At 55.6% G+C, this 22,407-nt stretch carries 23 protein-coding genes; 8 read left to right on the forward strand and 15 right to left on the reverse strand.

Going from position 1 to position 22,407, the window contains the following annotated elements; all coding sequences use genetic code 11:
• Positions 1–181 precede the first annotated feature (181 nt).
• On the reverse strand, positions 182–748 hold the full coding sequence (gene gmhB, locus AC007G_RS15555) for a D-glycero-beta-D-manno-heptose 1,7-bisphosphate 7-phosphatase (protein ID WP_004858176.1): 567 nt from the start codon (positions 746–748) through the stop codon (positions 182–184).
• Between the two features lie 188 nt (positions 749–936).
• Here gmhB and metN point away from each other — a divergent pair, with 188 nt between their 5' ends.
• From metN to proS, 6 genes are all read left to right on the forward strand, one after another.
• A complete protein-coding gene (gene metN, locus AC007G_RS15560) occupies positions 937–1,968 on the forward strand; it encodes a methionine ABC transporter ATP-binding protein MetN (RefSeq protein ID WP_032689395.1) in 1,032 nt (343 codons plus the stop codon).
• A complete protein-coding gene (locus AC007G_RS15565; RefSeq protein WP_032689396.1) occupies positions 1,961–2,614 on the forward strand; it encodes a methionine ABC transporter permease MetI in 654 nt (217 codons plus the stop codon). The genes metN and AC007G_RS15565 overlap by 8 nt, the downstream gene beginning before the upstream one ends.
• 84 nt (positions 2,615–2,698) lie before the next feature.
• A complete protein-coding gene (locus tag AC007G_RS15570) occupies positions 2,699–3,514 on the forward strand; it encodes a MetQ/NlpA family lipoprotein (protein WP_004858169.1) in 816 nt (271 codons plus the stop codon).
• A gap of 108 nt (positions 3,515–3,622) precedes the next feature.
• Positions 3,623–4,030, forward strand: a complete 408-nt coding sequence (gene rcsF / locus AC007G_RS15575) for an Rcs stress response system protein RcsF (RefSeq protein WP_004858168.1) — start codon at positions 3,623–3,625, stop codon at positions 4,028–4,030.
• Positions 4,027–4,734, forward strand: coding sequence for a tRNA (N6-threonylcarbamoyladenosine(37)-N6)-methyltransferase TrmO (tsaA, locus tag AC007G_RS15580; RefSeq protein WP_032689397.1), 708 nt, complete (start codon positions 4,027–4,029; stop codon positions 4,732–4,734). Before rcsF ends, tsaA begins: the two co-directional genes overlap by 4 nt.
• 112 nt (positions 4,735–4,846) lie before the next feature.
• Positions 4,847–6,565, forward strand: coding sequence for a proline--tRNA ligase (proS, locus tag AC007G_RS15585; protein WP_142630722.1), 1,719 nt, complete (start codon positions 4,847–4,849; stop codon positions 6,563–6,565).
• A 157-nt stretch (positions 6,566–6,722) separates the two neighbouring features.
• Here the strand turns inward: proS and nlpE are convergent, their stop codons facing one another.
• The 3 genes from nlpE to AC007G_RS15600 are packed head-to-tail and all read right to left on the reverse strand — an operon-like array spanning position 6,723 to position 8,419.
• The gene (gene nlpE, locus AC007G_RS15590) at positions 6,723–7,421 is read right to left on the reverse strand and encodes an envelope stress response activation lipoprotein NlpE (RefSeq protein ID WP_085397085.1); all 699 of its coding nucleotides are present in this window, start codon (positions 7,419–7,421) and stop codon (positions 6,723–6,725) included.
• Positions 7,422–7,463: 42 nt separating this feature from the next.
• The gene (arfB, locus tag AC007G_RS15595) at positions 7,464–7,877 is read right to left on the reverse strand and encodes an alternative ribosome rescue aminoacyl-tRNA hydrolase ArfB (protein ID WP_032689400.1); all 414 of its coding nucleotides are present in this window, start codon (positions 7,875–7,877) and stop codon (positions 7,464–7,466) included.
• Positions 7,874–8,419, reverse strand: a complete 546-nt coding sequence (locus AC007G_RS15600) for a YaeQ family protein (RefSeq protein WP_032689401.1) — start codon at positions 8,417–8,419, stop codon at positions 7,874–7,876. The genes arfB and AC007G_RS15600 overlap by 4 nt, the downstream gene beginning before the upstream one ends.
• A 196-nt stretch (positions 8,420–8,615) precedes the next feature.
• Between AC007G_RS15600 and AC007G_RS15605 the strand changes: the two genes are divergently transcribed.
• Both AC007G_RS15605 and rof read left to right on the forward strand, forming a co-directional pair.
• Positions 8,616–8,816 carry a YaeP family protein gene (locus tag AC007G_RS15605; protein ID WP_004858155.1) on the forward strand — a complete coding sequence of 67 codons (201 nt, stop codon included), beginning with the start codon at positions 8,616–8,618 and terminating at the stop codon, positions 8,814–8,816.
• Positions 8,803–9,063 (forward strand): Rho-binding antiterminator, encoded by a 261-nt coding sequence (rof, locus tag AC007G_RS15610; RefSeq protein WP_004858152.1) that lies wholly within the window; start codon positions 8,803–8,805, stop codon positions 9,061–9,063. Before AC007G_RS15605 ends, rof begins: the two co-directional genes overlap by 14 nt.
• 15 nt (positions 9,064–9,078) lie before the next feature.
• Here the strand turns inward: rof and tilS are convergent, their stop codons facing one another.
• The 11 genes from tilS to skp form a co-directional block, all read right to left on the reverse strand.
• Positions 9,079–10,380 carry a tRNA lysidine(34) synthetase TilS gene (gene tilS, locus AC007G_RS15615; RefSeq protein WP_032697304.1) on the reverse strand — a complete coding sequence of 434 codons (1,302 nt, stop codon included), beginning with the start codon at positions 10,378–10,380 and terminating at the stop codon, positions 9,079–9,081.
• Between the two features lie 66 nt (positions 10,381–10,446).
• Positions 10,447–10,836 carry a VOC family protein gene (locus AC007G_RS15620; RefSeq protein WP_032697300.1) on the reverse strand — a complete coding sequence of 130 codons (390 nt, stop codon included), beginning with the start codon at positions 10,834–10,836 and terminating at the stop codon, positions 10,447–10,449.
• A gap of 42 nt (positions 10,837–10,878) precedes the next feature.
• The gene (locus AC007G_RS15625) at positions 10,879–13,035 is read right to left on the reverse strand and encodes a lysine decarboxylase LdcC (protein ID WP_032698101.1); all 2,157 of its coding nucleotides are present in this window, start codon (positions 13,033–13,035) and stop codon (positions 10,879–10,881) included.
• A gap of 113 nt (positions 13,036–13,148) precedes the next feature.
• The gene (accA, locus tag AC007G_RS15630; RefSeq protein ID WP_015585101.1) at positions 13,149–14,108 is read right to left on the reverse strand and encodes an acetyl-CoA carboxylase carboxyl transferase subunit alpha; all 960 of its coding nucleotides are present in this window, start codon (positions 14,106–14,108) and stop codon (positions 13,149–13,151) included.
• A 12-nt stretch (positions 14,109–14,120) separates the two neighbouring features.
• Entirely contained in the window at positions 14,121–17,603 is a 3,483-nt protein-coding gene (dnaE, locus tag AC007G_RS15635) for a DNA polymerase III subunit alpha (RefSeq protein ID WP_032697298.1), read from the reverse strand.
• Between the two features lie 37 nt (positions 17,604–17,640).
• Positions 17,641–18,237 (reverse strand): ribonuclease HII, encoded by a 597-nt coding sequence (gene rnhB, locus AC007G_RS15640; RefSeq protein WP_032689404.1) that lies wholly within the window; start codon positions 18,235–18,237, stop codon positions 17,641–17,643.
• Positions 18,234–19,382, reverse strand: a complete 1,149-nt coding sequence (gene lpxB / locus AC007G_RS15645; protein WP_099973317.1) for a lipid-A-disaccharide synthase — start codon at positions 19,380–19,382, stop codon at positions 18,234–18,236. The genes rnhB and lpxB overlap by 4 nt, the downstream gene beginning before the upstream one ends.
• The gene (lpxA, locus tag AC007G_RS15650; RefSeq protein WP_032689406.1) at positions 19,382–20,170 is read right to left on the reverse strand and encodes an acyl-ACP--UDP-N-acetylglucosamine O-acyltransferase; all 789 of its coding nucleotides are present in this window, start codon (positions 20,168–20,170) and stop codon (positions 19,382–19,384) included. The genes lpxB and lpxA overlap by 1 nt, the downstream gene beginning before the upstream one ends.
• Before the next feature lie 3 nt (positions 20,171–20,173).
• Positions 20,174–20,629 (reverse strand): 3-hydroxyacyl-ACP dehydratase FabZ, encoded by a 456-nt coding sequence (fabZ, locus tag AC007G_RS15655; protein ID WP_004858132.1) that lies wholly within the window; start codon positions 20,627–20,629, stop codon positions 20,174–20,176.
• Positions 20,630–20,800: 171 nt separating this feature from the next.
• A complete protein-coding gene (gene lpxD, locus AC007G_RS15660; RefSeq protein ID WP_004858130.1) occupies positions 20,801–21,826 on the reverse strand; it encodes a UDP-3-O-(3-hydroxymyristoyl)glucosamine N-acyltransferase in 1,026 nt (341 codons plus the stop codon).
• 3 nt (positions 21,827–21,829) lie between these two features.
• The gene (gene skp / locus AC007G_RS15665; protein WP_004858127.1) at positions 21,830–22,315 is read right to left on the reverse strand and encodes a molecular chaperone Skp; all 486 of its coding nucleotides are present in this window, start codon (positions 22,313–22,315) and stop codon (positions 21,830–21,832) included.
• Between the last annotated feature and the right edge of the window lie 92 nt (positions 22,316–22,407).

The raw sequence follows: 22,407 nt of genomic DNA on the forward strand, positions 1-22,407 counted from the left end.
CCCGTATAATACGTTTTCCTCTTGCAGAGTCAACCTCATTTTTCAGAAGTTTTCTCTTTCAACCCGGCGGCTTGTTTGCCGTTGTTCCGTGTCGATGGAGGCGCATTATAGGGAGCCGAACGGGAATGACAAGCGGAAAAATGCATTTTTATTTCAACCGCTCATCTTTTGTACTTAACGCCTATTTTTGCTGCTTTTTGATGGCTTCCGGCAGGTCTGCCAGGCTATTCAGCACCCAGTCTGCGGCATTTTCCGCTTCCGGCGTGACCGGCTTGCCGGTACGAACCAGGACTTTAGTCCCAATAGATGCGGCGGCGGCGGCCTGCATATCTTCTACTTTATCGCCAACCATATAAGAAGCAGCCATATCGATATGAAGATAGTCGCGTGCCGAGATCAGCATTCCCGGATGCGGCTTACGGCAATCACAGGTTTGACGAAACTCTTCAACCGTCCCCTGCGGGTGGTGCGGACAGTAATAGATACCGTCCAGATCGATACCGCGATCGGCCAGAGACCAGTCCATCCATTCGGTCAGCGTTTCAAACTGCGCTTCCGTGAACTTACCGCGCGCGATACCGGATTGATTGGTGACCACCACCAGGGCGAATCCCATCTCCTTTAGCTGACGCATCGCGTCAATGACGCCATCGATAAATTCAAAGTTGTCGATTTCGTGGACATAGCCATGATCGACATTAATCGTGCCGTCACGGTCGAGAAAAATTGCGGGTACTGACTTTGCCACCGGTTTGCTCCTGATAAAGGCTAGTCTGATTAGTATCGCATGTTTCTGGAGGCAAGAAAGTGCTCATTATACAGAGGCTGATTGATTTAGACGTCTGGATGCCTTAACATCCATTTCATTGACAGGCATCGCCTGGACACGGCAGAAGAAAATGCCACGGCAAACGGCTAAACGATAATAAATAACTGATGATTAAACTTTCGAATATCACCAAAGTGTTCCTGCAGGGGAATCGCACCATACAGGCTCTGAACAACGTCAGCCTGCATGTCCCTGCCGGACAAATTTATGGCGTGATCGGCGCATCCGGCGCCGGTAAAAGTACGCTGATTCGCTGCGTTAACCTACTGGAACGTCCGACCGAAGGCAGTGTCCAGGTTGACGGTCAGGAGCTGACCGCGCTGTCTGAAAAAGCGCTGACCCGCGCACGTCGCCAGATTGGCATGATTTTCCAGCACTTTAACCTGCTGGCCTCGCGCACCGTCTTCGGCAACGTGGCGCTCCCTCTGGAGCTGGATAATACCCCGCAGGCGGAAATTAAGCGCCGCGTGACCGAACTGCTGGATCTGGTCGGTCTTGCCGATAAGCATGATAGCTACCCGGCAAACCTTTCCGGCGGTCAGAAACAGCGTGTGGCTATTGCTCGCGCGCTGGCAAGCAACCCGAAGGTGCTGCTGTGTGACGAAGCCACCAGCGCCCTGGACCCGGCAACCACGCGCTCCATTCTGGAACTGCTGAAAGATATCAACCGTCGCCTGGGGCTGACTATTCTGCTGATTACCCACGAGATGGATGTCGTCAAACGTATCTGCGATTGCGTCGCGGTAATCAGCAATGGTCAGTTGATCGAGCAGGATACGGTGAGTGAAGTCTTCTCTCACCCGAAAACTCCGCTGGCCCAACAGTTTATTCAATCCACACTGCATCTGGATATTCCGGACGACTACCAGGCTCGCCTGAAGCCGACCGCGCTACCCGATAGCGTCCCTATGCTGCGCATGGAGTTCACCGGTCATTCCGTCGACGCTCCGCTGCTCTCTGAAACCGCCCGCCGCTTTAATGTGAATAACAACATTATTAGCGCGCAGATGGATTACGCCGGCGGCGTGAAGTTCGGCATTATGCTGACCGAGATGCACGGCACGCAGGAAGATACCCAGGCGGCCATCGCCTGGTTGCAGGAACACCATGTAAAAGTAGAGGTACTGGGATATGTCTGAGGCAATGATTTGGCTGCTGTTGCGCGGCGTATGGGAAACGCTGGCCATGACCTTCGTCTCCGGCTTTTTCGGTTTTGTCATCGGCCTGCCGGTGGGTGTGCTGCTGTACGTCACCCGCCCGGGACAGATTATTGCCAACGCCAAACTGTACCGGACGCTGTCCGCGCTGGTTAACATTTTCCGTTCCATCCCTTTCATTATCCTGCTGGTGTGGATGATTCCTTTCACCCGCGTGATTGTCGGTACGTCCATCGGGCTGCAGGCCGCCATTGTACCGCTGACGGTTGGCGCGGCGCCGTTTATCGCCCGTATGGTGGAGAACGCGCTGCTGGAAATTCCGACCGGGCTTATCGAGGCATCCCGCGCGATGGGCGCCACGCCGATGCAGATCGTGCGTAAGGTGCTACTGCCAGAAGCGCTGCCGGGTCTGGTAAATGCCGCAACCATCACCCTCATTACGCTGGTCGGCTATTCCGCGATGGGCGGAGCGGTGGGTGCCGGCGGTCTGGGGCAGATTGGCTATCAGTACGGCTATATCGGCTACAACGCTACGGTAATGAATACCGTGCTGGTATTACTGGTTATTCTGGTTTATTTAATCCAATTCTCTGGCGATCGTATCGTCCGGGCTGTAACTCACAAATAACATTATCTACACCCCCTCATTCGGGTCGTCTCCGCGCGGCCCAATGACTCGTGTACACACAGACTCTTACAGAAAGGAAATAACATGGCCTTTAATTTCAAAACCTTTGCGGCAGTCGGCGCATTAATCGGTTCTCTGGCTCTGGTGGGTTGTGGTCAGGATGAAAAAGATCCGAACCATATTAAAGTCGGCGTCATCGTTGGTGCCGAGCAGCAGGTTGCCGAAGTGGCACAAAAAGTGGCGAAAGAGAAATACGGTCTCGACGTTGAGCTGGTGACCTTCAACGATTATGTTCTGCCGAACGAAGCGTTGAGCAAAGGCGATATCGACGTTAACGCCTTCCAGCACAAACCGTACCTCGATCAGCAAATTAAAGACCGTGGCTACAAACTGGTGGCCGTGGGTAACTCCTTTGTCTATCCGATTGCCGGTTATTCCAAAAAAATCAAATCACTGGATGAGCTGCAGCCGGGCTCGCAGATTGCCATTCCTAACGATCCGACCAACCTCGGTCGTTCCCTGCTGCTGCTGCAACAGGTGGGCCTGATCAAACTGAAAGAAGGCGTTGGTCTGCTGCCAACCTCGCTGGATATCATTGAGAACCCGAAAAACCTGAAGATTGTTGAGCTGGAAGCACCGCAGCTGCCGCGTTCCCTCGACGATGCACAGATTGCGCTGGCGGTCATCAACACTACCTACGCCAGCCAGATCGGCCTGACCCCGGCCAAAGATGGTATTTTCGTAGAAGGTAAGGACTCTCCGTACGTGAACCTGATTGTTGCTCGCGAAGACAATAAAGATGCGGAGAATGTTAAGAAATTTGTTCAGGCTTACCAGAGCGATGAAGTCTACGAAGCCGCTAACAAAATCTTTAACGGCGGCGCAGTGAAAGGCTGGTAATCTCTTTTCACCGTAATATCATTCAGGACGGGCTTTATGCCCGTCTTGTCATTTATGCAAGCACCTGATTCAATAGCGCCCTGTTTGATCATTTATTGAGGAAATACTATGCGTGCTTTACCGGTCTGTTTGTTAGCACTCATGTTAAGCGGCTGTTCTATGCTAAGCAGATCTCCCGTCGAACCTGTACAAAGCACCGCAACCGCACCGGCCAAAACGGAGCCAGCCAAACCGAAAGCAGTACGTCCGGCGCCGGTAAGAATTTATACCGATGCCTCCGCACTGGTCGGGAAGCCATTCCGCGATCTCGGTGAAGTGACCGGCGAATCATGCCAGGCCAGCAATCAGGACTCGCCGCCCAATATCCCGACCGCCCGCAAGCGTCTGCAAATCAACGCAGCTAAAATGAAAGCTAACGCGGTCCTTCTGCACAGCTGTGAAGTCACCAGCGGCACACCAGGATGCTATCGCCAGGCCGTTTGCCTGGGTTCAGCGCTTAACGTCTCGGCGCAATGAGTGCTTTTCAGTTTGCGCAGATAGGCGTTATCCGCTCGCCATATAAAGAAAAATTTGCCGTCCCGCGCCAGCCAGGCCTGGTCAAACATGGCGGCGGCGAATTGCATCTGCTGCCGCCTTATAACCAGGCTGATGCCGTCCGCGGCCTGGAAGCATTCAGTCATCTGTGGGTGCTGTTTGTTTTCCATCAGACGATGGAAGGCGGCTGGCGCCCCACCGTGCGCCCTCCCCGCCTCGGCGGCAATGCGCGTATGGGCGTGTTCGCCACGCGTTCAACGTTTCGCCCGAATCCCATCGGGATGTCGCTGGTTGAACTGAAAGGTGTTCGCTGTCATCAAGATCAGGTCATCCTTCAGCTTGGCAGTCTGGATTTGGTAGACGGTACGCCGGTCGTCGATATCAAACCTTACCTGCCGTTTGCCGAAGCGCTGCCGGATGCCAACGCCAGCTACGCCCAGCAGGCGCCGCAGGCGGAGATGGCGGTCAGCTTTACCCCTGAAACGCAGGCGCAGCTCCTCGCCCTGGAACAGCGCTATCCGCACCTTACAGCGTTCATCTGCGAGGTGCTGGCGCAGGATCCGCGGCCGGCCTATCGTAAAGAGGAAGAAGCGGGAAAAACTTATGCCGTCTGGCTGCTCGATTTTAACGTACGCTGGCGCGTGATTCCGTCCGGTTTTGAAGTCTTTTCCCTTGAACCGCGCTAATTTTATTTTCCTCTCTTTTGGCATCTTTGCCACACTGGTAAACTAAACCACTTTTTTTGTTTCAGGCTGGTCCCCCAGCCTGTTCCGATCGTCCAAATGGAACCGTAACAACATGCGTACTAGCCAATACCTGCTCTCCACTCAAAAGGAGACACCTGCCGACGCCGAAGTCATCAGCCATCAGTTGATGCTGCGCGCCGGGATGATCCGCAAGCTGGCCTCCGGGTTGTATACCTGGCTGCCGACCGGCCTGCGCGTCCTGAAAAAAGTCGAAAACATCGTGCGTGAAGAGATGAACAACGCCGGTGCCATCGAGGTGTCCATGCCGGTAGTTCAGCCAGCGGACCTGTGGCAGGAGAGCGGTCGCTGGGAGCAGTACGGTCCGGAACTGCTGCGTTTCGTTGACCGCGGCGAGCGTCCGTTTGTTCTCGGTCCAACGCATGAAGAGGTCATTACCGACCTGATCCGTAACGAGCTGAACTCTTACAAGCAGCTGCCGCTGAACTTCTTCCAGATTCAGACCAAGTTCCGTGACGAAGTTCGCCCGCGCTTTGGCGTAATGCGCTCTCGTGAGTTCCTGATGAAAGATGCCTACTCTTTCCATACCTCTCAGGAATCGCTGCAAGAGACCTACGATGCGATGTATGCTGCCTACAGCAAAATCTTCACTCGCATGGGTCTTGATTTCCGCGCGGTACAGGCTGACACCGGCTCAATCGGCGGTAGCGCGTCTCATGAGTTCCAGGTTCTGGCGCAGAGCGGCGAAGATGACGTGATCTTCTCTGACAGCTCTGACTTCGCGGCCAACATTGAGTTTGCTGAAGCAGTTGCGCCGAAAGCACCGCGCGCGGCGGCAACTCAGGAGATGACGCTGGTCGATACGCCGAATGCGAAAACCATCGCCGAGCTGGTCGAGCAGTTCAACCTGCCGGTTGAGAAGACCGTCAAAACCCTGCTGGTTAAAGCAGTTGAAGGCAGCAGCTACCCGCTGGTTGCCCTGCTGGTGCGCGGCGACCACGAGCTGAACGAAGTGAAAGCAGAAAAACTGGCGCAGGTTGCCAGCCCGCTGACCTTCGCTACTGAAGCAGAAATTCGCGCCATCGTTAACGCAGGTCCAGGTTCTCTGGGGCCGGTGAATATGCCGATTCCGGTGGTTATCGACCGTACCGTGGCGGCGATGAGCGATTTCGCTGCCGGCGCCAACATCGATGGTAAACACTACTTCGGCATTAACTGGGATCGCGATGTGGCGACCCCGGAAGTTGCCGATATCCGTAACGTTGTCGCCGGCGATCCGAGCCCGGATGGCCAGGGTACGCTGCTGATTAAACGTGGCATCGAAGTGGGTCACATCTTCCAGCTGGGGACCAAGTACTCACAGGCGATGAACGCCTCGGTGCAGGGTGAAGACGGCCGTAACCAGGTGCTGACTATGGGCTGCTACGGTATCGGGGTAACCCGCGTGGTGGCTGCTGCCATTGAGCAGAACCATGACGACCGCGGTATTATCTGGCCAGATACGATCGCCCCTTTCCAGGTCGCTATCCTGCCGATGAACATGCACAAATCCTACCGCGTGCAGGAGCTGGCTGAGAAGCTGTATAGCGAGCTGCGCGCACAGGGTATCGAAGTGCTGATGGACGACCGTAAAGAGCGTCCGGGCGTGATGTTTGCCGACATGGAGCTGATTGGTATTCCGCATACCATCGTGCTCGGCGATCGCAACCTCGACAATGACGATATCGAATATAAATATCGTCGCAACGGCGAGAAGCAGCTGATCAAAACCGGCGATATCGTGAATTACCTGGTTAACGCTATTAAAGGCTGAACCCACCGCTAAACGTAAAAAGGCCCCGCATCTGCGGGGCCTTTTTTATGTTGGCAACGAGGTTCGCTGCTCCGTTTTCCGCAGCGTTTGTTTGCCGCGTTCGCGAGAAAACGACTTACTGGTTACACTCTTTGCCCGGCACGAAGCGAGAAAACACTTACTGGTTACACTCTTTGCCCGGCACGAATTTACTATTTTTATCCGCCATCAGCGTTTTCACCATCTCCCCGCTATCGGGGTTGGCTTCCAGCGTAAAGTGCCCTTCTACCACCAGCAGCACCGGGCGCGTTTGCGTCCCGCGAGCGGCGGCATAATCGCGCTCAAGCTGGGCATTGTTAGCCACCGCGATCCGCTTACCGGTCGCGCAGTCGGTGAAGGTGGCCGCATCCGCCATATAGAAATACATCCCGCGCATGGTCATCGGCGTAGTCGGCAGGCTGGCTTTGACCGATTTCAGGGTGTAGTTGAGCGTTGACTCAATGGGGTTACCTTCCCGATCGAGCATTTCCAGGGTTTCCCCCTTCGCGCGATAGTAGGACTTCTCCCCTTTGCTGTCGGTCAGGACCAGCTTATCGGCGGTCCGCGCCCAGGTCCCGTACGAGGCGAACGATGACGGTTCACGGCTGACGCCCTGGTAACGTTCGTTCATAACCCAGCTGCCATCCTTTTCGAGGAACAGCGAGGTTTCAATCCCTTCACAATCGGCGCAGGGCAAAATGCCACGCCAGCTTTGCTGCATCGGCTTCAGTTCTTCCATCGGCGCCGGCTGTAACATCTCGACATCCGAACGATGGTTGCAGCCAAATAGCGCAAAGAGCGAACACGCTACGGCAACGGAGAGTACGATTTTCTTCACTGTTAATTCCTTATAATCCATTCCACCCGTTCGCCATGCCGCCTACTGACGAACTTTCCCCCGCAGCGCTTTGACAGAGGACTTTTGCGCCTTCGAGGCAAGACGACGCTCTTTTGACGCCCGGGTCGGCCGGGTCTCACGGCGACTTTTTTGCACTGCGGTTAATTCTTTTATTAACGCAACCAGACGGGAAATGGCCGCTTCGCGATTCATTTCCTGGCTGCGATATTCCTGAGCCTTAATGATAACCACACCCTCGGCAGAAATTAAGTGGTGACTGGCGGCCAGTAATCGTTCTTTATAATAATCAGGCAGACTGGATGCTTTTATGTCAAAGCGCAGATGGATGGCGGTAGACGCTTTATTCACGTGCTGACCGCCCGCGCCCTGCGCGCGTATCCCGGACAAGGTTATCTCTTCATCCGGAATAACCACGCTGCGGCTAATCGTAATCATGCCGACGGCTGCCACGCCGTTAAATGAATTTCCAGATTATTCTTAGCGTCAGATAGCCAGATGCCGCCGTCCTGTAAAGTGGCCTGTAGCACCATTGAACGATCGGCAAAAGCGCTGAGCCTGGCGAGCTGCGCATCATCCAGATACCAGACCGTCAGTTTGCTAAACTGCGCCATTTTGCTCTTGTTCTGCTGCCACCAGATTTCCGCTGCCCGGCTATTGTAGGCAAACAACACCACCTCCTGCGCCCGTGAACACGCTTTTTTAATCCGCCGCTCATCCGGCAAACCAAGCTCAATCCACAGGTCAACGCCGAGATGATCGTTGAGTAGCCAGAGTTCTGCCTCATCCTCTGACGAGAGGCCGCGGGTAAACTGCAGACGTTCGTCGGCGTATTTGATCCACGCCAGCAGGCGTAGCATCATGCGCTCCTGGGTTTCCGACGGATGCTGAGCCAGCGTCAGGCTGGCATCCAGAAACTGGTTGCGATCGAGATCGGCAACGTTCACCGTAGCCTTATAAATTGTCGCTTTCAGCGCCATGAATACTCTCCTGAAATAAATGGCGTACATTGTAGCGAAACGGGCGACAAAAGGCTGCCGGCAATCGGCGGCTCTCTTTTCATCCTGCTGATATTGCTTAAATGACTATGGTATAGTCACCTTGCTAAACAGAGTGTATCTTCGTAGGCTTAAACTTGCATCCCACGGTTGAGTCAGAATACTGACAGGAGGGCATGTGGACCAATATTGTGAGTTAATACGCAAGCGGTATGCGGAAATAGCCAGCGGAGACCTAGGGTATATTCCAGATGCGCTGGGTTGCGTGTTGAAAGTATTGAATGAAATTGCGGCGGATGAGGCCCTTTCGGAGTCAGTCAGGGAAAAAGCCGCCTGTGCGGCAGCAAACTTACTGGTGAGCGATTATGTCAATGAATGATACTTATCAACCCATCAACTGTGATGATTATGACAACCTCGAACTTGCCTGCCAGCATCATCTGGTGCTTGTCCTGACGCTCAAAGATGGTGAGCAGCTGCAAGCGAAGGCAAGCGATCTTATCTCGCGCAAAAATATCGAGTATCTGGTGGTGGAACTGAGCGGAAACATTCGCGAACTACGCCTGGATAAAATCGCCAGCTTCAGCCACCCGGAAATCGGTACCGTGGTGGTCAGTGAGTCCTGAATAAAAACGGGTGGCTCAGCCGCCCGTTTTCCTCCATATCATCTCTACCCCTTCGCCTTCCCGCGCTTCCCCTTCGCAGGTTACGAACAGCGAATCCGCCGCCGCAATCAGCGTCTCACCGTAGAACAGTAGCGGTGTGGTATCGCGGCGCCAGGGGGCCACGCCCAGCTCCTGCCAGATTTTCTTCAGCTTGCGGCCACCGTGACGACCGACAATATGCAGATTCCCGCTGGCGCGAAAGCGCACCGTCACCGGCTCTTCACCACGCGGGGCGCGTAGCGGTCCGCCTGGTTGCAGCGCCAGTTCGCCAAGACCTTCAGGCAGCCGTAGCGGTTGTCGGTAGTCCGGCCACGGTAGCAGCGCATTCGTCTGGCCGGGTTGATACCTGACCCACCACAGCCGCTGCTGATAACGGCGCACGGAAAAATCGCCAAGACGCAGACAGGGAAAGGCATCCTCCCGCGCCAGCGCGACTTCGCGCCAGATTCGCTCCGTCATCTCGCGCGAGGGCATCGGCGCAGAGTGCCTGGCCAGCCAGCGCCGCAGCAGCGCGGCGCGGCGCGGCGCGCTCATGGACGCCAGCGCGTCGATAGCTAACGAACCGTCATCCGCCACCAGTTTTGCCAAATCTTCCGCCAGCAGTTCATCCAGCAGCTGCTCCTGTTCACCGCACAGGCTGGCGCTACGCGCGACCGCTTCACTAAAGTGGGGCCAGCGCGCGTTAAGCTGCGGGACAACGCGCAGGCGGAGGAAGTTACGATCGTAGGTATCATCCTGATTACTCTCGTCCTCAATCCAGCTGAGCTGATGAGCCAGCGCCCACTGGTGCAGCGTCTCACGACGGGTATTCAGCAGAGGACGCAGCAGCCGGGTAGCGGCAAACCCGGAGGACGCCGCCATCGCCGCCAGCCCGGTTGGGCCGCTGCCGCGTTTGAGCGCCAACAGGAAGGTTTCACACTGATCGTCGAGGTGTTGAGCCGTCACCAGGGCTTCTCCCGGCCGCAGCGCCCCCCGGAAAGCCTGGTAGCGTGCCTGACGCGCATGCGCCTCCACGCCCAGGCCGTCATCCGCCAGGGTGACGCGCTCGACCACCAGCGGAACCTGCCAGTGCTGACAAACCTGCTGGCAGTGCGCAACCCAGCTATCGGCATTCGCGCTCAGGCCATGGTGAATATGGATGGCCCGCAGCTGCAGCGTCGGGTCCCGTTCACGCCAGCAGACCAGTTGATGTAAAAGCACCGTCGAATCCAGACCGCCGCTGAAGGCGACTAAAAACTGACGATAGGGGTGTAGGGTGTGCGCAATATCGGGCGTCATCATCTTGATAGTGTCGCTGGGGAGATAGCCCGGCACGTTACCGGGCCGGGCGCGCTCTGGCAAGGGTTACTGCTGATAAATCTCCAGCGGCAGGCCGTCGGGATCGTTAAAAAAGGTGAAGCGTTTGCCGGTAAAAGGATCGATGCGAATTCCCTCACAGGCCACGCCATGCTTTTCCAGATGAGCCACCGCAGCGTCAATATCATCCACGCTAAAGGCCAGATGACGCAGCCCACAGGCTTCCGGACGGCTCGGACGAGCTGGAGGGAACGGGAAAGAGAACAGTTCAATAACATACTCGCCGTTCAATGCCAGATCGCCCTTCCACGAGTCGCGCTCTTCACGATAAAACTCACTCTGCAACGTAAAGCCCAGAATATCGCAGTAAAAGGCTTTGCTCTGCGCATAATTGGTCGCGATGATAGCAATATGGTGAACCCGTTTTAAACCCAGCATGTCTACTCCTCCAGTTAATGCCATCCAGGTTACTCGCGCCGCTTAGCGCGGTGCAAGCAGTGAGTCATTTTTTAAGACTCGTACCCGGTAGACGCCGTCGTCCCCGCGCTTCGCCCCGTGGATATCCGTTTCAAAGCCCGGATAATGGCGGCCAATCGAGCAGAGCATCAGCAGGAAATCGAGCACCGCCCGGCTCTCTTCGGTAATCATCTCTCCGGGCATCAACAGCGGTACGCCCGGCGGGTACGGCAGAATCATATTAGCCGAAATGCGCCCAACCAGATTTTCCAGCTCAATGGTTTCGACTTCACCTTTGATTTGCCGCTGCCAGGCCTGATGCGGCGTCATTTTCATTTCCGGCAGCACGTCAAACGCGCTCAGCATCAGCTGTGAAAGCTGGTGCTGACGGATCAGGCGATGGATCCCCTGCGCCAGATCCTGAATACGCATATTGCGATAAAAATCGGGATCTTCCGCGTAGAGATCCGGCAGCATGTTCTTCACTCGCAGGTTGAGATCGTAGGCGCGCTTAAACTCGGTTAAGCCGCGCAGCAGCCCCATCGCCCGGGTTTTATCGATGCCGATGCTGAACAGAAACAGCAGGTTGTAGGGACCCGTTTTTTCCACGACCACGCCGCGCTCATCGAGGAATTTCGCCACCAGCGCCGCCGGGATCCCCTCACCGTCCATATTGCCCTGTTCATCCATTCCCGGCGTCAGGATCGTCACCTTCACCGGGTCGAGGAACATATGATTATCGTCAGCGTCTTTGAAACCGTGCCAGTTCTCCCCCCCTGCCACCGGCCAGCACTGCACCTGCTCAATATCCTCCGGCTGCCAGATATCAAAGAACCAGCCGTCAGTCTCTTCACGCAGACGCTGGACCTCTTTGCGGAAATCCAGCGCTCGCTCAATGGAGCGTTGGATCAAACGCTTGCCAGAATTGCCGCGCAGCATGGCCGCCGCGGTTTCTATCGAAGCCACGATCGGATAGCTCGGCGACGTCGAGGTGTGCATCATAAACGCTTCATTAAAAGTCTCTTCGTCGTAGCTGCCTTTAATGTGGATCAGCGAGGCCTGCGACAGCGCGGCCAGCATTTTGTGCGTTGATTGTGTTTCGAAGACCACCTTACCCGGAATGCGATCGCCGCTCATCCCGCTTTTCCCCTGGTAGATCGGATGGAAATGAGTGTAAGGCACCCAGGCCGAATCAAAATGGATCGAGGGCACATCGAGCGTCTCTTTGATCCAGGTGGTGTTATACAGCAGCCCGTCGTAGGTGGAGTTGGTAATCACCGCATGTACCGGCCACCCGGCTCCGCTCGTGGTATCGACCTTCTGCTGAATGCTGTCGCGGGTGAATTCCCGTTTCGGTATGCCGCCCAGAATACCCAGCGCGTTACGCGTCGGTTTCAGCCACAGTGGAACGACATCGCTCATCATCAGCAGGTGCGCCAGTGACTTATGGCAGTTACGGTCAATCAGCAGCGTGCTGCCCGCCGGCGCCGAATACATGCCGACAATTTTGTTCGACGTCGAGGTGCCGTTCGTCACCATGTAGCTCTGCTCGGCACCAAAGGCGCGGGCGATATACTCTTCAGCCTCCAGGTGCGGCCCGGTATGATCGAGCAGCGACCCCAGCTCGGTAACCGAAATCGACACGTCGGCTTTCAGCGTATTGCCCCCGAAAAAGTCATAAAACAGGCAGCCAACCGGGCTTTTCTGGTACGCGCTGCCCCCCATATGCCCCGGCGTACAGAAGGTATATTTTCCCTCCTGCACATAGTTGAACAGGGCTTTGGTAAACGGCGGCGTAATGTTATCCAGGTATTCACGCGTGTACTGGGCGATTCGGGTGGCGATCTCTTCTGCCAGGCCAAGCGCGTATTCAAAGAACCACAGCGTCATACGCAGATCCTGACTGCTGACATCCATCGTCGAATGCGCGTTGATAAAGGCGTATAGCGGGAGATACTCATTCAGCTGATTGATATCGCTGCACAGATCGGCGTTGTACTCATCCCAGTCAAAGATGACCCCGCAGATCCGCGGATTATGTTCGATAAACTGCAGCAGGTCGGCGCTGTTTTGCGGCCAGATAGTCTGAAAGCCTTGCCGTTGCAGGGCCGCTTCCAGCTCTTTGATCGGTTCGTCTTTGTGGTAGACGCCGTGGGGCCCCATGATGGCGATGATATTCACGCTTTCCTCCTGGAATTGACCTGAGTCAGGCATCATAGCAATCGCGCTGGCGTATCGCACATAAAAAAGGGGCCGGAAAATCCGGCCCCAGGCAATATTGACGCGAAAAATAATCAGGCGTAGCCGTAGCTCATCAGACGCTGGTAGCGACGATTTAACAGCTCCTCTTCACTCAGGGTGTCGAGGTCAGCCAGATCCGCCAGCAGCTGCGCCTTCAGGCTTGCCGCAATGGCTTCCGGGTTGCGATGAGCGCCGCCCAGAGGTTCCGGGATAATTGAGTCAATCAGCTTCAGCTCTTTCAGACGCGGAGCAATGATCCCCATCGCTTCGGCCGCCAGCGGGGCTTTATCCGCGCTTTTCCACAGAATGGAGGCGCAGCCTTCCGGTGAAATGACCGAATAGGTGCTGTACTGCAGCATGTTGACCTTGTCGCCAACGCCGATCGCCAGCGCGCCGCCGGAACCACCTTCCCCGATAACGGTACAGATGACCGGAACGCTCAGACGCGACATTTCGCGCAGGTTACGGGCAATCGCCTCAGACTGGCCGCGCTCTTCCGCACCCACGCCCGGGTACGCACCCGGGGTGTCGATAAAGGTGATGATTGGCATTTTGAAACGCTCAGCCATCTCCATCAGGCGCAGCGCCTTACGATAGCCTTCCGGCGCCGGCATCCCGAAGTTGCGGCGAATCTTCTCTTTCGTTTCGCGCCCTTTCTGGTGGCCGATAATCATCACCGGACGCCCGTCCAGACGCGCAATACCGCCAACAATGGCTTTATCGTCAGCGTAAGCGCGGTCGCCAGCCAGTTCGTCAAATTCGTCGAATGCCAGGCGAACATAATCCAGGGTGTACGGGCGACGTGGGTGGCGTGCCAGTTGAGCAACCTGCCATGCCCCCAGATCGGCGAAGATTTTACGCGTCAGTTCAACGCTTTTTTCGCGCAGACGATGCACTTCTTCGTCGATGTTAATATCGAGTTTCTCATCCTGACGGCTTACCGCAGTCAGGGAATCGATTTTCGCTTCCAGCTCTGCAATCGGCTGTTCAAAATCAAGGAAATTCAGACTCATAGTATTCCTGTATTAGTCAAACTCCAGTTCCACCTGCTCCGAGCCGATAAGGCCACGCAGATCGTTGAGTAAACGATCGCTCGGAGAGACGCGCCATGTTGCGCCAAAACGCAGCCGCGCGCGCGCATCCGCCCTCTGATAATAGAGGTGTACTGGAATGGTTCCCGAACGGTGGGGTTCCAGAGACTGACGGAGTCGGTTTAAAAGCTGGTCATCAATTTGCCTGTCCGTCAGCGAGATAGCAAGCCCGCGAGCATATTTTTCCCGGGCTTCGTCAATGTCCATGACTTCACGGGCGGTCATTTTAAGCCCCCCGCTGAAGTCATCAAAGCTGACCTGTCCGCTGACGATAAGTATGCGGTCTTTTTCCAGCAATTGCTGATATTTATCCAGCGCGTCGGTAAATAACATCACCTCCAGACGCCCGGAACGGTCATCCAACGTACAGATACCGATACGATTGCCGCGCTTGGTGACCATTACCCGCGCAGCAATAACGAGCCCCGCCGCCGTGGTGACTTTACCACGATCGGTCGGATGCATGTCTTTGAGTCTCACGCCACCAACATAGCGCTCAATCTCTTTCAAATACTGGTTGATAGGATGACCCGTCAGGTACAGCCCCAGGGTCTCCCTTTCACCATCCAGCACCACCTGCTCCGGCCACGGCTGGCAGTTGGCATAGGATTGCTCGATTTGCTCCGGCTCTTCCGCCAGCACCCCGAACATATCCGCCTGGCCAATCGCCTCGGCTTTCGCATGCTGATCGGCGGCCTTCAGCGCATCGCCCAGCGAATTCATTAATGCCGCGCGATGCGGCCCGAGGCGGTCAAACGCCCCGGACATAATCAGTTTTTCCAGCACCCGACGGTTCAGCTTTTTGGTATCGGTGCGGGCGCAAAGATCGAACAACTCGCGGAAATAACCGCCGTTGTTACGCGCTTCAATAATGGCTTCGATCGGCCCTTCGCCGACCCCTTTAATCGCGCCGATACCGTAGACGATTTCACCGTCGTCATTCACGTGGAAATGGTACAGACCGGAGTTAATATCCGGCGGCAGGATTTTCAGGCCCATCCGCCAGCACTCGTCGACCAGCCCCACCACTTTCTCGGTGTTATCCATATCCGCGGTCATCACCGCCGCCATAAACTCGGCCGGATAGTGCGCTTTCAGCCACAGCGTCTGGTAGGAGACCAGCGCATAGGCAGCCGAGTGCGATTTGTTAAATCCGTAACCGGCGAATTTCTCCACCAGGTCAAAGATTTTGATCGCCAGCTCGCCGTCAATGCCGTTTTTCCTCGCCCCTTCCTCAAAGGTGCCGCGCTGCTTGGCCATCTCTTCCGGCTTTTTCTTACCCATCGCACGACGCAGCATATCCGCGCCGCCGAGGGTATAGCCTGAGAGCTCCTGGGCAATCTGCATGACCTGTTCCTGATACAGGATAATGCCATACGTCGGCTCAAGCACCGGTTTCAGACACTCATGCTGCCACTGTACGTCCGGGTAAGAGATCTCTTCGCGGCCGTGCTTACGGTCGATAAAGTTATCTACCATCCCCGATTGCAGCGGCCCCGGACGGAACAGGGCCACCAGCGCGATCATATCTTCGAAGCAGTCGGGCTGAAGGCGTTTAATCAGGTCTTTCATGCCGCGCGATTCAAGCTGGAAAACCGCAGTGGTTTCCGAGCGTTGCAGCATATCGAAGCTTTTCTTATCGTCCAGCGGGATCGCCGCGATATCCAGCGGCGGCTCGCCGTTCTTCGCCCGCCGCTTGTTGATCATCTCCAGCGCCCAGTTGATGATGGTCAGCGTACGCAGGCCAAGGAAGTCGAACTTCACCAGCCCGGCGTATTCGACGTCGTTCTTATCAAACTGGGTGACCGGATGCAAACCTGCTTCATCGCAATATAGCGGGGCGAAGTCGGTAATTTTGGTCGGGGCGATAACCACCCCCCCCGCATGCTTACCGGCGTTACGCGTGACGCCTTCCAGCTTACGCGCCATGTCGATCAGCGCTCTGACCTCTTCGTCAGCTTCGTAGATCTCCGGCAGCTGCGGCTCGGCCTCAAACGCTTTCGCCAGCGTCATCCCCGGGTCGGGCGGCACCAGTTTCGAGATCCGATCCACGAACCCGTACGGATGGCCAAGCACACGACCCACGTCGCGAATAACCGCTTTCGCCGCCATCGTACCGAAGGTGATAATCTGCGATACCGCATCGCGACCGTACATCTCCGCCACGTGCTCGATAACCTGATCGCGCTTCTCCATGCAGAAGTCGACGTCAAAGTCGGGCATCGATACACGTTCAGGGTTCAGGAAACGTTCGAACAGCAGATCGAATTCCAGCGGATCCAGGTCGGTGATTTTTAAGGCGTAGGCGACTAACGACCCGGCGCCGGAACCACGTCCCGGCCCTACCGGTACGCCGTTATCCTTGGACCACTGGATAAACTCCATGACGATCAGGAAGTAGCCAGGGAAGCCCATCTGGTTAATCACCTGAAGTTCGATATCCAGTCGCTCATCGTATTCAGGTCGGCGTTTAACGCGCTCTTCAGGATCAGGGAACAGAAAAGCCAGACGCTCTTCCAGGCCCTCTTTTGATTTTTTAACCAGATAATCTTCCGTCGTCATATCCCCGGTCGGGAACTGCGGCAGGAAGTATTCGCCAAGACGTACGGTAACGTTGCAGCGCTTGGCGATTTCGACGGTATTTTCCAGCGCTTCCGGAATATCGGAGAACAGCTCGCACATTTCATCTTCGCTGCGCATATATTGCTGCGGCGAGTATTTGCGCGGGCGCTTCGGATCGTCCAGGGTAAAGCCGTCATGAATCGCGACGCGGATCTCATGCGCATCGAAATCACCGGTTTCCAGGAAACGCACATCGTTAGTCGCCACGACCGGTATACCGCGCTCTTCAGCCAGCTGCACGGCGGCGTGTAAATAGGCCTCTTCATCGGCGCGACCGGTGCGGATCAGCTCCAGATAGTAGCGATCCGGGAAATGCTCCTGGTAGAAAGAGAGGCATTGATCGACCAGCGCCATATTGCCACGCGTCAGGCTGACACCAACATCGCCTTTACGCGCGCCGGAAAGCAGGATCAGTCCTTCCTGATGTTCGGCCAGCCAGTCCCGGTCAATCCACGGTCCCAGCGCGCCATAGCCGCGTTGATAAGCACGTGAAATCAGCAGCGTCAGGTTTTGATAACCCACATTGTTGGCCGCCAGAACCGTGAGTTCGGTGAACTCATCGCCCATCAGTTCGCTCTGGACGTGAAAATCCGCGCCGACGATGGGCTTCAGACCTGCGCCATGTCCCGCTCCGTAGAACTTCACCAGTCCGCACAGGTTAGTAAAATCGGTGATCGCCAGCGCAGGCATGCCAAGCGAGGCCGCCTTTTTCACCAGCGGCCCGGTTTTTGCCAGCCCATCGATCATGGAATAGTCGCTATGCACCCGCAGGTGGACGAAACGTGGTTCAGACATCTTCAGATTCCGGTTTACTTATTTCTCGACACAAGAATCAGGACGCAAGGCCCAGCGCGCGTTTTACCGGGCCAAAACTACGCCGATGATGCTCGGTTGCGCCATGTTCGATCAGTTTTTCCAGATGGAAAGCGGTAGGATAGCCTTTATGCTGCGCAAAGCCGTATTGAGGAAATTCAAGGTCCAGCTCAGCCATTTCCGCATCGCGCGCGACTTTAGCCAGAATAGACGCTGCGCTGATTTCTGCCACCCGGCTATCGCCTTTGACCACCGCCAGTGAAGGCACAGGTAGCGGCGGGCAGCGGTTGCCATCAATCAGCACAAACTCCGGCACCACCGGCAGCGCAGCAACGGCGCGCTGCATCGCCAGCATGGTCGCATGCAGAATATTCAGCTCGTCTATTTCGTGCGGTTCCGCACGGCCGAAACTCCAGGCTAACGCTTTCTCTTTGATTTCATCGAACAGCGCCAGACGACGCTTTTCGCTTAATTTTTTGGAGTCATTCAGACCGACAATTGGCCGTGCCGGGTCAAGGATCACCGCGGCGGTCACGACCGCTCCGACCAGAGGTCCCCGACCGACTTCGTCTACGCCGGCGACCAGGTGAGTATGCGGATACACAAACTCAATCATTTTGCTAACTCCAGTACGGCGTCCGCCGCCTGCTCATCCGCATTGCAGCGAATTTGTTGATGCAGCGCGCGGAAAGTGTCATGCATTTCATGGCTGGTTTTACCATCGGCCAGCAGCGGCCGCAGCGCATCCGCAAGCGACGCAGGCTGGCACTCATCCTGCAGCAGCTCTTTGACCAGCTCGCGGCCGGCCAGCAGGTTCGGCAACGAAACGTAGTCGGTTTTCACCAGGCGTTTCGCCAGCCAGAAAGTGAACGGCTTCATACGATAGCCAACCACCATCGGACACTTGGCCAGCATGCACTCCAGCGCCGCGGTTCCGGAAGCCAGCAGGGCCGCATCGCTGGCGATCATGGCATCGCGCGCCCGACCATCCAGCAGATGCACCGTAAGCTCCGGCGCCGTTTCCGCTTTAATTCGTTCGAACTGCTCCCGCCTTCTGGCATTCACCAGCGGCACCAGCACCTGCAGGTCGGGGTAATCGTTACGCAGAATCTGCGCGGTTTTCAGAAAGTCTGCGCTGAGCATTTCTACTTCAGCGCCGCGACTCCCCGGCAGCAGCGCCAGGCAGTGCGCATCCCGGGCAATGCCCAGGCGATCCCGCGCGGCGTCTTTATCCGGATCCAACGGCATGGCATCCGCCATGGTATGGCCGATAAAGCGGCAGGGAACGTTAAATTTGTCGTAAAACGCTTTTTCGAAAGGCAGAAATGCCAGTACCAGATCGGTGGATCTGCCAATTTTGAAAACGCGTTTTTGCCGCCATGCCCAAACCGACGGGCTGACGTAATGGATAGTTTTGATACCCTGCTTCTTCAGATTACCTTCGAGGGTGATATTGAAGTCAGGCGCATCAATACCGACGAATACGTCTGGTTTAAGCTCGGTAAATCGCCGGGTGAGATCGGCGCGGATATGCAGCAGGCGACGCAGGCGACCAAGCACTTCAACAATGCCCATCACCGCCAGCTCTTCCATCTCATACCAGGCCTCACAGCCTTCGGCCTGCATCAATGGCCCCGCCACGCCGACAAAGCGCGCATCGGGAATACGTGCTTTAAGGGCGCGGATGAGACCTGCGCCAAGAATATCGCCGGAGGTTTCTCCGGCGACCAGGGCAATCGTCAGGGGACGCTGTGCAGACATTAACGAATCAGACCGCGCGTGGAGCGGGCGAAGAAATCGACAAATGGCTGAACTTCAGGATACTGAGTCGCCAGCTCGGCGATTTCCGGCTTCGCTTCATCCAGCGTTTTCCCGCTGCGGTACAGCAGTTTGTACGCATTGCGAATCGCGGTGATGGCTTCGCGGCTAAAGCCACGGCGCTTCAGCCCTTCAATATTGACGCCATACGGCGTTGCGTGGTTGCCCTGGGCAATCACGAACGGCGGGACATCCTGCGCGACGCCGGAGCAGCCGCCGACCATGACGTGTGCGCCGATGATGCAGAACTGATGGACTGCCGTCATGCCGCCGATGATAACGAAATCATCCAGCGAGACATGGCCGGCGAGCGTGGCATTGTTGGCCAGAATACAGCGGTTCCCGACCGTACAATCGTGCGCGACGTGAGCGTTGATCATCAGCAAGTTATCGCTGCCCACCTTCGTTAATCCACCACCCTGTACTGTGCCACGATGGATGGTGACGCTTTCGCGGATGCGGTTGCGGTCGCCAATTTCCACACGCGTCGGTTCACCAGCGTATTTCAGGTCCTGGTTAACTTCACCGATGGAAGCGAACTGATAGATCTCGTTATCACGACCAATTTTGGTATGGCCGTTAACGACAACATGAGACTTCAGTACGGTACCTTCGCCAATTTCGACGTTAGCACCAACAATACAAAACGGGCCAATATGGGCGTTAGCACCGATAACGGCGCCTTCTTCCACGATGGCAGTCGGATGAACAAAGGCGGTTTTATCAATCACGTATCAGGCCTCCCGGCTACGCGCACACATCATCGTTGCTTCGCAAACCACTTTACCATCAACCAGCGCGACGCCTTTAAAACGCGTCAGGCCGCGACGGGTTTTCTCGAAAGTGACTTCCATAATCATCTGATCGCCTGGTACTACCGGACGTTTGAAACGCGCTTCATCAATCCCGGCGAAGTAATAGAGTTCACCCGGTTCGAGCTTGCCGACGCTTTTGAATGCCAGAATGCCGGTGGCCTGCGCCATCGCTTCCAGAATCAGTACGCCCGGTAAAATCGGTTTACCAGGGAAGTGCCCCTGGAAAAACGGCTCGTTAACAGAAACATTTTTTACTGCGCGCAGAAAACGACCTTCTTCAAAATCCAGCACACGGTCTACCAGCAGGAACGGGTAGCGGTGAGGGAGAAGTTCCAGAATCTCTTCAATGTGCAGAGTATGAGTTTCAGTAGTCAAAATACTCTTCCTGTCTAAATATACTAAAAGGCAATAATAACACGGCCTGCGGCAATCTTATGAATGCAACAGGCCGAAAATTTTTACACTACATCTCTCAGGCAGTATCCTGGTCAGCGGTGGTTGCCGCCCGGATACTGCTTTGCATGATTTTGTGTGTCAACGGATGCGCTAATCTTGCTGATTAACCTTACGCTCAATCGATTTGAGGCGTTTGTTTATCTCATCAATATTCATCACCAGCGCCGCGGTTTTACGCCACACCTTATTCGGTTGCAGCGGAATCCCTGAAGAATAGACGCCAGGCTCGGTGATAGGACGCATGACCATCCCCATCCCGGTGACGGTGACTTTGTCGCAGATTTCCATATGTCCGTTAATCACGCTGGCTCCGCCAATCATGCAGTAACGGCCAATTTTCAGGCTGCCTGCCATGATAACGCCACCTGCAACGGCAGTATTGTCACCAATCACAACGTTATGCGCAATCTGACACTGGTTATCAATGATAACGCCATTGCCGATCACGGTATCATCCAGCGCACCACGGTCAATGGTCGTACAGGCGCCGATCTCCACGCGATCGCCAATGATGACGCGACCCAGCTGCGGGATCTTCACCCAGTTGCCGCGATCGTTGGCATAGCCGAAACCATCGGCACCGATAACGGTGCTGGACTGAATCAGGCAATTCTCACCGATCTCAATCTCGTGGTAAACGGTCACGTTGGCCCACAAACGGGAGCCAGCACCAATTTTCGTCTTTTTCCCAACGAAGCACCCGGCGCCAATCACCACATTGTCACCAAGCACAACATCAGATTCGATCACGGCGTTAGGGCCAATCGAGACGTTTTTACCCAGCGTCGCCGTGGCATCAATCACCGCACTCGGGGCGATATCCTGCGCCGGCTGCGGCGTGGTATCCAGAATTTGAGCCATGCGCGCATAGGTCAGGTAGGGATTACGCACTACCAGCGCGGCGCTTTGGGCAAAAGGTAAATCATCCTGCGTCATGACAACGGCAGAAGCCTGGCAAGCGGCCAGGTGTTCACGGTACTTAGGGTTGACCATGAACGTAATATGACCTGCTTTTGCAGTCTGCATGGACGCAACGCCGGTGATGACGATATCGCCATCACCGTGTAATTCTGCATCCAACTGCTGTGCTAGATCAGCCAGTCGAATAGAAGGCATTACTTATTTAACCTGTTTCAGCACATCAGCGGTGATGTCTTTTACATCGCTGCTGTTGTATGCAACGGCATTAGAATCAACAACCAGGTCGATGCTCTGGCTGCTCGCTACGCTCTTCACAGCAGTCTGGATACGGTTAACCAGTTTGCCGCGCTCTTCGTTGGAGCGACGTGCACGATCCTGCTCAAAAGACTGCGCCTTCTGAGAGAAGGTCTGGCGCTGAGCCATGACGTCTTTTTCCAGCTTGGTACGATCGGCACCCGGTTTCATGGACTGCAGACGCTGCATTTTGGACTGCAGATCGCCTTCCATACGCTGCAGCTCGCTCGCGCGGCCTTTGAACTCGTTTTCCAGCGTGTTAGAAACGCCTGTTTTCTGGGCAACCTGTTGGAACAGGCTGTTCATGTTAACCATTGCAATTTTATCTGCCGCCTGAGCGGAAGTTACCATTGCTAAACCCAGACCTGCAGCTAATAACCACTTTTTCACAATTAACTCCTTACCATCCCATGAGTACCCAGGGGTACCGTTATTTGCGTGGCCAGGCGATAACCGTGATTATCGCCTAAAGTCAGCGCTAT

It is taken from the genome of Klebsiella sp. CSG-1 (assembly GCF_056521145.1).